This window comes from Paracoccus sp. TD-10 (assembly GCF_048270675.1).
In the GTDB taxonomy this organism is placed as follows: domain Bacteria; phylum Pseudomonadota; class Alphaproteobacteria; order Rhodobacterales; family Rhodobacteraceae; genus Paracoccus; species Paracoccus pantotrophus.
This window is the reverse complement of record NZ_CP182419.1, coordinates 1,005,582-1,018,446: the sequence shown is the minus strand read 5'-3', so window position 1 is coordinate 1,018,446 and position 12,865 is coordinate 1,005,582. Positions and strand designations below refer to the sequence as shown.

Annotated in this window: 12 protein-coding genes, 1 pseudogene and 1 other annotated feature; of the genes and pseudogenes, 6 read left to right on the top strand and 7 right to left on the bottom strand. The window is 66.7% G+C overall.

Annotated elements, in window-relative coordinates:
* Positions 1–51 precede the first annotated feature (51 nt).
* A complete protein-coding gene (locus ACNKFW_RS16005; RefSeq protein ID WP_147428857.1) occupies positions 52–618 on the bottom strand; it encodes a hypothetical protein in 567 nt (188 codons plus the stop codon).
* A 306-nt stretch (positions 619–924) separates the two neighbouring features.
* Between ACNKFW_RS16005 and ACNKFW_RS16000 the strand changes: the two genes are divergently transcribed.
* Positions 925–1,161 (top strand): HAD family hydrolase, encoded by a 237-nt coding sequence (locus ACNKFW_RS16000; RefSeq protein WP_167521694.1) that lies wholly within the window; start codon positions 925–927, stop codon positions 1,159–1,161.
* The gene (locus tag ACNKFW_RS15995; RefSeq protein ID WP_024845929.1) at positions 1,158–1,421 is read left to right on the top strand and encodes a hypothetical protein; all 264 of its coding nucleotides are present in this window, start codon (positions 1,158–1,160) and stop codon (positions 1,419–1,421) included. Before ACNKFW_RS16000 ends, ACNKFW_RS15995 begins: the two co-directional genes overlap by 4 nt.
* 252 nt (positions 1,422–1,673) lie before the next feature.
* On the opposite strand, the gene ACNKFW_RS15990 is transcribed toward ACNKFW_RS15995, so the two are convergent.
* Both ACNKFW_RS15990 and ACNKFW_RS15985 read right to left on the bottom strand, forming a co-directional pair.
* Positions 1,674–2,363, bottom strand: coding sequence for a type 1 glutamine amidotransferase domain-containing protein (locus tag ACNKFW_RS15990; protein WP_147428855.1), 690 nt, complete (start codon positions 2,361–2,363; stop codon positions 1,674–1,676).
* Positions 2,364–2,374: 11 nt separating this feature from the next.
* On the bottom strand, positions 2,375–2,842 hold the full coding sequence (locus ACNKFW_RS15985; RefSeq protein ID WP_208852028.1) for a hypothetical protein: 468 nt from the start codon (positions 2,840–2,842) through the stop codon (positions 2,375–2,377).
* Between the two features lie 79 nt (positions 2,843–2,921).
* On the opposite strand from ACNKFW_RS15985, the gene ACNKFW_RS15980 reads away from it, so the two are divergent.
* Positions 2,922–3,679, top strand: a protein-coding gene (locus ACNKFW_RS15980; protein ID WP_114669439.1) for an IS5-like element IS1248A family transposase whose coding sequence is annotated in 2 segments (ribosomal slippage) — positions 2,922–3,243 and positions 3,243–3,679 — 759 coding nt in all. Because the reading frame shifts where the segments join, the coding sequence is not laid out codon by codon here.
* Positions 3,680–3,692: 13 nt separating this feature from the next.
* Here ACNKFW_RS15980 and ACNKFW_RS15975 read toward each other — a convergent pair.
* The 3 genes and pseudogenes from ACNKFW_RS15975 to rsmI form a co-directional block, all read right to left on the bottom strand.
* Positions 3,693–4,958, bottom strand: a pseudogene (locus ACNKFW_RS15975) (IS3 family transposase).
* Positions 4,561–4,677, bottom strand: a sequence feature (AL1L pseudoknot). Its footprint overlaps the pseudogene before it by 117 nt.
* A gap of 151 nt (positions 4,959–5,109) precedes the next feature.
* Positions 5,110–5,475 carry a YraN family protein gene (locus tag ACNKFW_RS15970; protein WP_028711098.1) on the bottom strand — a complete coding sequence of 122 codons (366 nt, stop codon included), beginning with the start codon at positions 5,473–5,475 and terminating at the stop codon, positions 5,110–5,112.
* A gap of 44 nt (positions 5,476–5,519) precedes the next feature.
* Positions 5,520–6,428: a 16S rRNA (cytidine(1402)-2'-O)-methyltransferase gene (rsmI, locus tag ACNKFW_RS15965; RefSeq protein ID WP_024845266.1), complete on the bottom strand. Its 909-nt coding sequence runs from the start codon at positions 6,426–6,428 to the stop codon at positions 5,520–5,522.
* 102 nt (positions 6,429–6,530) lie between these two features.
* Between rsmI and ACNKFW_RS15960 the strand changes: the two genes are divergently transcribed.
* Genes ACNKFW_RS15960 through murJ form a run of 3 tightly spaced genes read left to right on the top strand, consistent with a single transcriptional unit; the run spans position 6,531 to position 12,101 of the window.
* Positions 6,531–7,733 carry a penicillin-binding protein activator gene (locus tag ACNKFW_RS15960; protein WP_024845267.1) on the top strand — a complete coding sequence of 401 codons (1,203 nt, stop codon included), beginning with the start codon at positions 6,531–6,533 and terminating at the stop codon, positions 7,731–7,733.
* A 2-nt stretch (positions 7,734–7,735) separates the two neighbouring features.
* A complete protein-coding gene (locus tag ACNKFW_RS15955) occupies positions 7,736–10,546 on the top strand; it encodes a [protein-PII] uridylyltransferase (RefSeq protein WP_147428914.1) in 2,811 nt (936 codons plus the stop codon).
* 10 nt (positions 10,547–10,556) lie between these two features.
* Complete coding sequence (gene murJ / locus ACNKFW_RS15950; protein ID WP_147428915.1) at positions 10,557–12,101, top strand: murein biosynthesis integral membrane protein MurJ; 1,545 nt, start codon at positions 10,557–10,559, stop codon at positions 12,099–12,101.
* Here murJ and ACNKFW_RS15945 read toward each other — a convergent pair.
* Positions 12,092–12,808, bottom strand: coding sequence for a rhomboid family intramembrane serine protease (locus ACNKFW_RS15945; RefSeq protein WP_244314450.1), 717 nt, complete (start codon positions 12,806–12,808; stop codon positions 12,092–12,094). The genes murJ and ACNKFW_RS15945 overlap by 10 nt on opposite strands.
* Between the last annotated feature and the right edge of the window lie 57 nt (positions 12,809–12,865).

Genomic DNA, 12,865 nt, shown 5'->3' with positions numbered 1-12,865 from the left:
AAGCAATAGCGTGCGCAAACCCGTCAAGCGGAATTTCTCCGGCAGCGCGGTTTACGCCAGCAGATCGGCGACGTGGCTGCGATCGTAGATACGCGCGCTGCCGCCCGCCGGGACGATCCCGCGCGCATCAAGGCGCTGCCGGAGGCTGTCCCAATCCATGCGCGCCTTGCCCCCCAGTGTGCGAAAACTGATGAAACGGTCGTGAAACGCCTGCCGATCGGTCGCCGTCAACCGCAAGTGATCGCCGCCACGCGGCCCCCGGATCCGACGAAAGGGCAAGCCCATCCGCCGGATGAACGTCGCCAGTTCGGCAGTGCGCAACCCTTCAGAGCTGGCGAAGACAGCCAGGGAAACCGCCTCGCCCTCCTGTCCGACATGGCCGAGATTGACCAGAACCGAGGCAAATCCGGATCGTTGCAGATACTTCCCCACCCGAGGCAAACGGCCATCCCGGATCCGTTCGATCACCTCGGGAACCGTCAACTGCAACCTTGATGCGGCCTCCGCCAGGCTGCACCAGTCGTGCATCGCGACATAGACCGGCATCGCGCCGACAAGCAGATCATCAATCAACCGCTGCGTCGCCAGCGGATCCCAGCGACCGTGGGGACTGGTCATCCTGATCGTGAAGCAGGCAATCGAGCAGGCCTTGACCCGCGAGTCCGGGCATCTGAGGGTCGAACATTTCGTCGAGGCCTGGGTGCACAGGACCGGCATCACCCCAGCAGCTTCGCCGTTTCTCCACCGGCAATACGCCGCAGCCTTTCCGCGTGATCGCATTTTCTGGTCACACCAGGATGCGTGAGGCGGTAGCCGCCTTGAGCGACCGCAAGACGAACCCGCCGTCGCCAGGATTGTTCAGCGGGTGAGGGCTGCACCTTCTCGGCCTTGGGGTGCGCCTTTGGTCGTTGCCTGGCATGGAAGGTGGGTGCGGTAAAACCCGAGAGGCGTTTTTTCGGATTCGTCTGCGAACGCCTGGGCATCAAACCAGCGGCGGTCATGATGGTGGGTGACAGCGCGACATCCGACATCCACGGCGCGCGGGCTGCGGGTCTGCAAGCCATCAGGATCTGTCGCGACGACAGCTTGCGCCAATCGGAGGACATCGCCAATCTTGAAGAGCCGATTTCGGCCTTTGCAGGCGACGGAGGCAGATCATGACGCAGTCGGACCACTCGGATGACCCATGCAACAGGCGCAAGCCGGCGGGCAAGCGGCAAGGCAAGCCGGGAGATGAGGCCCCCTTTGTCGAGCGAATGCGCCGGAAAGCCCTATCCCGTGCGCAAGACGAAGCGGATATGGCCAGCGGGCGCATCAGCAGGCAGCAGATGCAGCAGATCAACAGTGCCGGCCTTGGGCGCATCCTGCGCAATGCACGCATTGGCAGGCGTGGCCGCTCCGACGGGGACAAGAGGATGTGATTGGTCTTCGCGCCCGATGGAAGATGGCACGACCGATGAGTTCCCTTGGCGTTCCTCTATGGGCGTGGAACTGACCGGATCGTCCTCTCGATGTCGCAGAGGCAATTGCGGCGGTGCTTTACGAAGTTACTGGAACAATCTTCCGGCCACCCAGCAAAACGGCAAGGCAATGGCCTTTCTGTTTTCCAATGACCTGCTCCATCGCGACCTATGGACTGACCTCGGGCCCGCGCAGGATCATCCCGACCGCCGTCACGCCTTCAGCATCTTGACGACTTGACGTGCCGTGGCCTTGGCCGAAGCCGGGTTCTGTCCGGTCACCAGCCTGCCATCGGTCACGACATAGGGCACAAAGGGCAGCAGCGCCTTGCCATAGCGCGCGCCGCGCCGCTTCATCTCGGCCTCGGCATTGTAGGGCATGTGCTTCGCCACGCCAGCAAGGCTCTCCTCGGTCCAGGAAAAGCCGGTCAGGCGGCGGTCCTCGACCAGCAGACGGCCATCGGCCAGCCGGGTATTCAGCAGCCCGCAATAGCCGTGGCAGACTGCCGAGACGATCGCGCCACGCTCCCATATCCGCCGCGTGATGTCCTGCAAGCCGGTGCTGCCGGGGAAATCCCACATCACGCCATGGCCACCGGTGAAATAGATCGCATCATAGGCGTCGGCGTCGACCTCCTCCGGCGCGGCCGTCCGCTCCAGCAGCGCCATGCGCGCCGGATCGTTCAGCCAGGACCGGGCCGAGGCGTCGAGCAGCGGCCATTTCAGCGCCCGCGGCTCCAGCGGAGAAACCCCGCCGGCCGGGCTGACAATGTCCTGCCGATAGCCCTGGGCTGCGAACGCGTCCCAGGCATGGCTCAACTCCGACAGCCAGAGCCCGGTCTTGCGACCTGGATCGTCATAGTGACCGCGGTTGGTCACGACATGCAAAATGCGCTTGTGCATGCCCGATCCTCTCATGCGGCAGAGCGGCGTTGCAACCAGCTGCGATAGCGGCGGCTGCGGCGCGCCATGCGCAGCCGGTCGCGGACCAGCACCCAAGGCGCCCAGGCCTGCGGGCGCGGGCTGCGGCCGGCACCGAGGCGGCGCAGTTGCAGCTTGGTCAGCGCCATGGTGGCCAGGCCCGAAAGTGCGCGGTTCTTCCAGCGCACCATCGGCACATCGACCGCGGCCTCGCCCGCCTGCCAGCGGTTCGGCAGGTCCGGGGCATAGGCCAGCGCCTGCGCGAGGCCGACCATGGCCACGCCGGCGCGGTCGCCCTCGGGTGCCAGCGCGGCCTCGGCGGTGGCGCGGCGGCGGATGCCGCCCGTCACCATCACCGGCATGCGCGCCTCGGCCACGATGTCGCGGGCGAAATCGACGAAATAGGCCTCGCGGGCCAAGGTGCTTTGGCGGGTGCTGGCCTGTTGCGGCCGGCCGTGCATGGCCGGGCTTTCATAGGGTCAGGATGCATTGATTTTCAGTGTGCTACGTGATTCACGGCTCGGAAAACGGAGCGGTGACATGAGCGACCTGTACTGGCTGACTGACGAGCAGATGACCAAGCTTGCCCCTTTCTTCCCGAAGTCGCACGGCAAGCCACGCGTCGATGACAAGCGTGTTCTAAGCGGGATTATCTTCATCAATCGCAATGGTTTGCGCTGGCGAGATGCCCCCAGGGAGTATGGGCCGCACAAGACGCTCTACAGCCGGTGGAAGCGTTGGAGCGAGAAAGGCATTTTCGCCAGGATGATGATCGGGCTGGCCGCCGACCACGGCGAGGAAAAGACCGTGATGATCGACGCGACCTATCTGAAAGCGCACCGCACCGCGACCAGCTTGGCCGTGAAAAAGGGGGGCGTGGACGCCTCGTCGGCCGGACCAAGGGCGGCATGAACACGAAGCTGCATGCCATCTGTGACAGCCAGGGCCGACCGCTCGACCTGTTCGTCACCGCAGGGCAGGTCAGCGACTACATCGGGGCGCGGGCGTTGCTCAGCAGCCTCCCAAAGGTCGATTGGCTGCTCGGGGATCGCGGCTATGACGCCGACTGGTTCCGGGAAGCCTTGCAGGACAAGGGGATACGAGCCTGCATCCCCGGCCGAAAGCAGCGCAAGACACCGGTCAAATACGACAAGCGCCGATACAAGCGGCGCAACCGCATCGAGATCATGTTTGGCAGGCTCAAGGACTGGCGGCGCGTGGCAACCCGATACGACAGATGCCCGAAGGTCTTCCTCTCGGCCATCGCGCTCGCGGCAACCGTCATTTATTGGTTATGAATCCTGACCCTAGTTACGCGGCCATGTCTTCAGTTTCCAGAGCGGCGTAGAAGTTGGCCTCTGCTTCCGAAGGCGGGATGTTCCCGATCGGTTCGAGCAGACGGCGGTTGTTGAACCAGTCGACCCATTCCAGCGTGGCATATTCGACAGCCTCGAAGCTGCGCCACGGGCCGCGACGGTGGATAACCTCAGCCTTGAAGAGGCCATTGATCGTCTCGGCCAAGGCGTTGTCATAGCTGTCGCCGACGCTGCCCACCGATGGTTCGATGCCAGCTTCCGCCAGCCGCTCACTGTAGCGAATGCTCAGGTACTGCGAACCGCGGTCGCTATGGTGGACCAGCCCCATGCCCTTGGACGGGCGCCGATCATGCACGGCCTGCTCCAAGGCATCGAGCACGAACCCTGCATGGGCGGAAGTGCTGACGCGCCAGCCCACAATCTTGCGGGCATAGGCATCGATGACGAACGCGACGTAAGCGAAGCCTTTCCAGGTGGCGACATAGGTGAAGTCGTCGTCCATTGGGCTCGGACCAATGGCGCCACAATGGACGACCCCAGAGCATGTTCGGCGCAGGCACGCGAAACTGGCGGTTGACCTTGTCCAGCGGGCATGGCGCCTTCTTGTCCGGGATCGTGGTCCGGTGCGGCTTGCCGCGAATAATCCCCTGAACGCCCATGCCCTTCATCAGCCTTGCCACCGTGCATCGGGCAATATCGAAGCCTTCTCGGCCCAGCTGCCGCCAGACCTTGCGCACGCCGTAGACGCGCCAGTTCTCCTCGAACACGCGCAGGATCTCTGGCCGCAAGGCCTCGTCCCGGCGCGCCCGGTCGGACTGCCGCGTGGGATCGGCCCGCTTCGCCAGATGATCGTAATAGGTGGACGGGGCAATCGGCAGCACGCTGCAGATCGGCTCGACCCCGTGTGCATCCCGATGCGCGTCAATGAACGACACCATCACTTCGACCGGCGGTCGAGCTCCGCCATCGCAAAATACGCTGATGCCTTGCGCAGGATCTCGTTCGCCTGGCGCAGTTCCCGGTTCTCCCGCTCCAGCGCCTTTATCTTCTCGGCCATCTCGGTCGGTATGCCCGCGCGCCTGCCGCTGTCGACCTCGGTCTTCTTGACCCAGTCATTCAACGTCTGCGGGGTGCAGCCGATCTTCGCCGCGATCGACATGATCGCCTGCCAGCGCGACGGATGCTGAGCCTCGTTGTCGAGAACCAGCCGCACCGCACGTTCGCGCACTTCAGGGGAAAACTTGGTCGTCGTCTTGCTCATGATGCTCCATCCTACTCAGGAGTTGGAGCCTCCGGAAAACCCGGCGCGGTTCACCGGGGCGCAGCTCGGGTGCGGAGACAAGCGCCACCGGCTTGAGGACGGCAGTCTTCACCGGTCTTTGTACCGCTTACCAACGATGCAAAGGCGTTGCTCAGTTCGAGCCGAAGGCGTTCTCGATGATCTCGACGCGCCCGAACTGATCGACAAGGGCGGCATCGAAACGCATCGCGGTCAGCAGTCCCGAAGGCAGGCGCCCACAATATTCCAGCGCGGCATTGCAGATCCGCGCGATCTGCCGCGTCCCGATCCGTTCCGCCGCCCCGGCGTGAAAACGCGACTTCTTGACCTCCACAAAGGCATATTCGTCATCCTTGCGCAGGATCAGGTCGATTTCGCCGCCGCGCCCGCGCCAGCGTTCGGCCATGACCTCATAACCGCGCTGGCGATATTCTCGCGACACCGATTCCTCGGCGAAACGGCCGGAGGAATAGGCGACGGCACCTTGCCGGGCCTTCATGCCCAGGGCAGAAACCGGCGTTCCGCCGGAAATCCGTTCCAACCTCATTCCCGCTCCTTCTTCATCTCAAGCGCCAGCGCATAGATTTCGCGCCGGGGACGCCCGAACCTGGACGCCACTTCCGCAGCTGCTTCCTTTACCGGAAGCGTGCCCAGCAGGCCCGCCAGGGCCGCGCGCAAACTGTCCTCGTCGGCGACGACCGGCTCGGGGCGCCCGAACAGCACCACGATTTCGCCGCGCAACCCCTCGGCCGGGATCCGTTCCAGCAGCTCTGCGGCCGTGCCGTGCATCACCTCTTCGAATTTCTTCGTCAGTTCCCTGCAGATTACCGTATGCCGATTCGCCTCAGTTTCGCAGAAATTCTCCAACAGTTGCTTAACGCGCCTGGGGCTTTCGAAAACGATCACCGTCGCATCGACCTTGCGCCAGCTTTCGACCCAGCTTCGCCGCGCTCCGCTTGCCGCCGGGGGAAAGCCCACGAACAGGAACCGGTCGCTGGGCAGGCCCGAGACCGACAGCGCCGCCAGGGCCGCCGAGGGGCCGGGCAGCGCCCGGACCGCAAAGCCCGCCTCGGCGGCATCCCGCGCAAGCCGGTAGCCGGGATCGGCGACCAGCGGCGTGCCGGCATCCGAGGCATAGGCCACCGACCGTCCCTGGCCCAGGGCGGCAAGCACCGCCGGACGCTGCCGGTCGGCATTGTGGTCGTGATAGGCGATGATGCGCCGGCCGCGCAGCGGGATGCCGTGAATATCCATCAGGTGCCGCAGGTTGCGCGTATCCTCGGCCGCCAGGACATCCGCGGTGTTCAGGACGTCGAGCGCGCGCAGGGTGATGTCGCGCGCTGTGCCGATCGGGGTCGCAACCAGGTAGAGCCCCGGTTCGGGCGAGGCGGCCGAGACGGTCAGGGAAAGCGGCCGCGCGCCCGTCCCGGTTGTGCTGGCGCCATCCTCCATCGCGGTCCCTTTCGTGCTGCCGGGGCAAGTTGCCATGTCCCGAATATGCCAATAACCTGCCCCCATCAAACCCCCAGCCTCGATCCAACAGGGAATCACGCCATGACCGTCCTGAAAACGATCCGCGGCGCCTTCGACCTGCGCCGCCCGCTCGCGCGCATCGGCGCTGTCCTTTCCGCCCTGGCACTTGCCGCCTGCCAGCCGATCGAGATGGGAGCCTCGGGCCCGCAGACCGGCCCGAGCATCGATCCTTCGCAGCCGGTGCAGGTGGCGCTGCTGGTGCCGGGCGGCACGGGAAGCGCGGATCTGGACTGGCTGGCGCGCTCGCTGAGCAATTCCGCGAAGATGGCGGCGGCCGATGCGCGCGGCGCCACCATCGACCTGCGCATCTACGATGCGGGCTCCGAGCCGGGCACCGCCGTCGCCATGGCCAACCGCGCCGTGGCCGAGGGCGCCAAGATCATCCTGGGTCCGCTTTTCGCCGACAGCGCCAATGCGGTCGGCAATGCCATGGCGCCGCAGGGCGTGAACGTGCTGTCCTTCTCGAACAATACCGACATCGCCGGCGGCAATGTCTTCGTGCTGGGCAACACCTTCGACAACGTGGCCGACAGGCTGGTGAAATACGGGGTCCGGAACGGCAAGCGCCGCATCCTGATGGTGGCCGAGGACGACACGGCCGGCCAGGTCGGCGCCCACGCCATCGAGCGGGCGATCCGCCGGAACGGCGCCACCCTGGCCGGGACCGCCGTGCATCCCCTGTCCCAGTCCGGCATCGACGGTATCGTCCCGAACGTCGCCCAGGCGGCGCTTTCGGGCAATGTCGATGCGGTGTTCCTGACCGCGAACCAGGGCGCGGTGCTGCCCTATCTGACCGACAGGCTGGCCGATGCCGGCGTCACCTCGGCCACGGTGCAGATGATGGGGCTGACGCGCTGGGACCAGCCCTCGGCCCGGCTGCAGCTGCGCGGCGTGCAGGGCGGCTGGTTCGCCATTCCCGACACCACGATGAAGGCGCAGTTCGACCAGCGCTATCGCGCCGCCTATGGCGAGACGCCGCATGAGCTGGGTTCGCTGGCCTATGACGGGGTATCCGCCATCGCCGCGCTGGTGCGGGCGGGCAAATCCAACGCGCTGACCACCTCGGGCCTGACGCAGAACTCGGGCTTTGCCGGGGTCTCGGGCGCCTTCCGCCTGCGGCGCGACGGCACCAACGAGCGCGCGCTGGCCGTGGCCACCGTGCGGGGCGGCCAGGTGGTGGTGCTGGATCCCGCGCCGCGCAGCTTCGGCGGCTTCGGGTTCTGATCTTGAGCGCCAAGGACACCGACAGCCTGCCGCAAAGCGCCCCGGCCCTGCCTGGGGCGCATTCCATGTTCAGCCCCGAAAGCTTCCTGCCGGCGCTGACCGAGGCGCTGAGCGACATCGCCGAGCCGCGCGAGATCCGCGCGCGCACCGTGGCCATCCTGGCCCAGGCCCGCAGCGCCGCCATGAGCGATATCGCGGCGGGCTTCATGTCCCATCCCCGCGCCGCGCGCGAGACGGTGCGCGCCATCGCCAGCCTGACCGATGCCACGGTGGCGGCCGTCCATCACGTCGCCACCACCATCCTGCATCCCCTGCTCAACCCGACCGATGCCGAGCGGCTGGCCGTGCTGGCCATCGGCGGCTATGGCCGGGCCGAAATGGCGCCGCAATCCGACGTCGACCTGCTGTTCCTGACGCCGTGGAAGGTCAGCGGCTGGGCCGAGAGCGTCGTCGAATCCATGCTCTACATGTTGTGGGATCTGAAGCTGAAGATCGGCCAGTCCACGCGCTCGATCGACGATTGCCTGCGGCTGGGCGCGGGCGACATCACCATCCGCACCAGCCTGCTGGAACACCGGCTGATCTGCGGCCATGCCGCCGCCGCCGAAACCCTGCGCGACCGGCTCTGGGCCGAGCTGTTCGACAAGACCGTTCCCCAGTTCATCGAGGCCAAGCTGGCCGAGCGTGCCGAGCGCCACCGCCGCCAGGGCGGCCAGCGCTACGTGCTGGAACCGAACGTCAAGGAGGGTAAGGGCGGCTTGCGCGACCTGCAGACCCTCTACTGGATCGCGAAATACATCCACCGGGTCGACCGCGCCGTCGAGCTGGTCGACCTGGGCTTCTTCACCCGCGAGGAGCATCTGACCTTCTGGCAGGCCGAGGATTTTCTCTGGGCCGTGCGCTGCCACCTGCACCTGATCGCCGGACGGCCGCAGGACCAGCTGACCTTCGACATGCAGGTCGAGGTCGCCCGCCGCATGGGCTATCGCGACCTGGGCGGCCGGCGCGCGGTCGAGATCTTCATGCAGGACTATTTCCTGCACGCCACCCGCGTGGGCGAACTGACGCGGGTCTTCCTGGTCGCGCTGGAGGCCCGCCACCTCTATCGCGCGCCGATCATGAACATCCTGTTCCAGCGCCGCCGCCGCGTCCGCGCCGGCTTCCGCATGGACCGCGGGCGGCTGACCTATGGCGACGAGCGGCAGTTCCTGTCCGACCCGCTGAACATCCTGCGGCTTTTCGAAGAGGCGCTTCGGACCGGCATCCTGATCCACCCCGACGCCATGCGCGCCGTCACGGCCAACCTGGACAGCATAGACGACCGCATGCGCTCGGACCCCGAGGCGGTCAGGATCTTCCTCGACCTGCTCTTGAAGCACGGCAACCCGGAACGCTCGCTGCGGCGGATGAACGAATTGGGCGTGCTGGCGGCCTTCATCCCGGAATTTGCCCCGGTCGTGGCGATGATGCAGTTCAACGTCTATCACCATTACACGGTGGACGAGCACCTGATCCAATGCGTCGCGGCGCTGGCTGCCATCGAGCGCGGCGAGGATGCCGAGGATCTGCCCGTGGTCAGCAAGATCATGAAGGGCAAGGTGAACCGGCGGGTGATCTACCTGGCGGTGCTGCTGCATGACATCGGCAAGGGCCGGGCCGAGGATCACTCGATCCTGGGCGCCCGGCTGGCGCGGCGCATCTGCACCCGCTTCGGCCTGCCGGCGGACGAGATCGAGACCATCGAATGGCTGATCCGCAACCACCTGCTGATGTCGGACGTGGCGCAAAAGCGCGACATCGCCGATCCGCGCACGCTGCGCGACTTCGCCAAGGCGGTCAAGACCACCAAGCGGCTGGACATGCTCTTGGTGCTGACCGTCTGCGACATCCGCGGCGTCGGCCCCGGCACCTGGAACAACTGGAAGGCGATGCTGCTGCGCAAGCTGCACGAGGAGACCAAGCGCGCGCTGGAAAACGGCCTCGAGGAGCTGAACCGCGACAAGCGCATCGGCGAGGCCAAGCGGTCGCTGCGCCACCTGCTGACCGCCAAGGGCTGGGAGCCCAAGGCGATCAAGGCCGAGCTGGGCCGGCATTACGACAACTATTGGCCGGGCCTGCCGACCGAGACGCAATATGTCTTTGCCGAGATGCTGAAGGATCTGGGCGAGGACGAGATCCGCACCGACCTGCATCCCGACACCGACCGCGACGCGACGCGGGCGGCCTTCGTGCTGGCCGACCATCCCGGCATTTTTTCGCGCATGGCCGGGGCGCTGGCGCTGGTGGGCGCCAATATCGTCGATGCGCGCACCTATACCACCAAGGACGGTTTCGCGACCGCGGTGTTCTGGCTGCAGGACGCGGACGGCCATCCCTATGCCGCCGACCGCCTGCCGCGGCTGCGCACCATGATCCAGCGCACCCTGGGCGGCGAGATCGTCGCGCGCGAGGCCCTGGCCGGCCGCGACAAGCCCAAGAAGCGCGAGGCCGCCTTCCGCTTCCCGACCCATGTCACCTTCGACAACGAGGCCTCCGACGTCTATACGGTGATCGAGGTCGATACCCGCGACCGGCCCGGCCTGCTCTACGACCTGACCCGGACCCTGGCCGACAACCACATCCAGATCGCCAGCGCCGTGATCGCCACCTTCGGCGCGCAGGTGGTGGACACTTTCTATGTCAAGGACATGTTCGGGCTGAAGCTGCACCAGCCGGGCCGCCGCGAGTCGCTGGAAAAGAAGCTGCGCCAGGCGATCAAGGAAGGGACCGAACGCGCCGAACGGGCCGAGCGCCCGCCGGGCGGGACGTTCTGAGGGACAGAAGATGCAACCGATCAGGCTAATCCGGGGCTTTCTCTCGGTGGGGGCGTGGACTCTGGGCAGCCGCGTGGTGGGCTTCGTGCGCGACGTGATGATTGCCGCCTATCTGGGCACCGGCCCGGTGGCGCAGGCCTATATCGTCGCCTTCACCCTGCCCAACATGTTCCGCCGCTTCTTCGCCGAGGGCGCCTTCAACACCGCCTTCGTGCCGATGTTCGCCAAGCGGCTGGAAAGCGGCGAGAACCCGCGCGGCTTTGCCGAGGAGGCCTTCTCGGGCCTGTTCTCGGTGGTGCTGGCCGTGTCGCTGGTCGCGCATCTGGCGATGCCCTGGCTGGTGCTGATGCAGGCGGCGGGCTTTCAGGGCGACGAGCGTTTCGAGCTGGCGGTGATCTATGGCCGCATCTGCTTTCCCTATATCCTGTTCATCTCGCTGACGGCGCTCTTGTCGGGGCTGCTGAACGCGGGCGGGCGCTTCATGGCCGCGGCCGCCGCGCCGGTGCTGATGAACCTCATCCTGATCGCGGCCATGCTGCTGGCTGACTGGCAGGGCTGGGACATGGGGCTGGCGATGGCCTGGTCCACCCCGGTCTCGGGCATCGCCCAGCTTGCCGCGGTCTGGTGGGCGGCAAAGCGCATGGGCTTTGCGCTGCGGCTGCGCCGGCCGCGGCTGTCACCGGACATGCGCAGGCTGCTGGCGGTGGCGGCACCCGCGGTGCTGGCCGGGGGCGTGGTGCAGGTCAACCTGCTGGTCGGCCGCCAGGTCGGCTCGTTCTTCGACCGCGGCATCGCCTGGCTGACCAATGCCGACCGGCTGTATCAGTTGCCGCTGGGCGTCGTCGGCATCGCCATCGGCATCGTGCTCTTGCCCGACATCTCGCGCCGGCTGAAGAACGGCGATACCGGCGGCGGCCGCCATGCCTATAACCGCGCCGCCGAATTTGCGCTGTTCCTGACCGTCCCGGCCGCGGTGGCGCTGGTGATCGCGGCCTATCCGCTGATCTCGGTGCTGTTCCGGCGCGGCGCCTTCCTGACCGCCGATGTCGGTCCGACCGCGCTGGCGCTGGCGATCTATGGCCTGGGCCTGCCGGCCTTTGTTCTGCAAAAGGTGCTGCAGCCGCTGTATTTCGCCCGCGAGGACACGCGCACCCCGTTCCGCTTCGCTGTCTGGTCCATGGTGGTCAACGCGGTGGTGGCGCTGGGGCTTGCGCCCTTCATCGGCTTTTCCGCCGCCGCCTGGGGCACCACCGTCGCCGGCTGGACCATGGCGGCGCAGCTCTGGCGCGGCACGAAAGCCTTTGGCGAGGCGGCCGAGCTCGACGACCGCTTCCGCCACCGCCTGCCCCGCATCTGCGCGGCATCCGCGGTCATGGGCGCGGTGATCTGGGGCCTGATGCTGGCCCTGGGCGATACGCTGGAGCAGCCCGGCACCCGCTATCTGGCGCTGGCCGCGCTGGTCCTGGGCGGCATGGCGGCCTATGGCGTGGCGGCGCTGGTGCTGGGCGCGTTCCGGCCCTCGGACCTCCGCGCGGGCCTGCGGCGTCAGCGCTGACGGATCTGGCGCATCACGCGCCCGATCCCGCCCGGCACCAGCACGAAGGACAAAAGGAAACCGCAGCAGAAGCCGGCGATCTCGGCGATCCAGGTCAGGCTGCCGGCCTGGAACAGGATGCCGAAGACCAGCTGGAAGGCCAGCAGCATGCCGATCAGGGTGAAGGCGCGCAGCCGGTTCGCGTTCTCCTGCCCCAGCCGGGTCCAGAGCAGGAAGGTGAAGGCGCCGACGAAGCCGTAGACCGCCGGGTAGCCGCCGATCAGCGCCTGGAAGCGGAACTGCGGCAGAAGCCCCGCCGCCAGCGTATAGACCAGCGCGCCCCCGACGGCCGAGCCGAAGAACAGCGCCGCGACCGCCCAAGGCCGGAACTGGTTCGCGATCAGGTTTCCCAGCGCCAGCGTGAAGACGATGACGAACAGCGCATGGGTCAGCGACAGATGCACGAAGGAATAGGTCAGGATGCGCCAGCTCTGGTCCAGCAGGAGCACCTTCATCTGCCACAGCCGCAGCACGAATTCGGGGATATAGGCGGTGCGCTCGACCGCGATCTGGCGCATGGCAAGGCCGGCGCCCTGCCCGCTGCCGCCGATGAACCCCATCTGCGCAAGGCCGAACACCGCCTCGCAGGCGATCATCGGCAGGGCGATCATCCACACCACGGCGGGCACGGGGTTCAGGGGCGATTCATCGTAACCGGGTCGCATCATGGCTCCTTTCCAGCGGGCTGTTGCGCAACCCGTCACCCTGCGGGCGGTTGCGCCCGG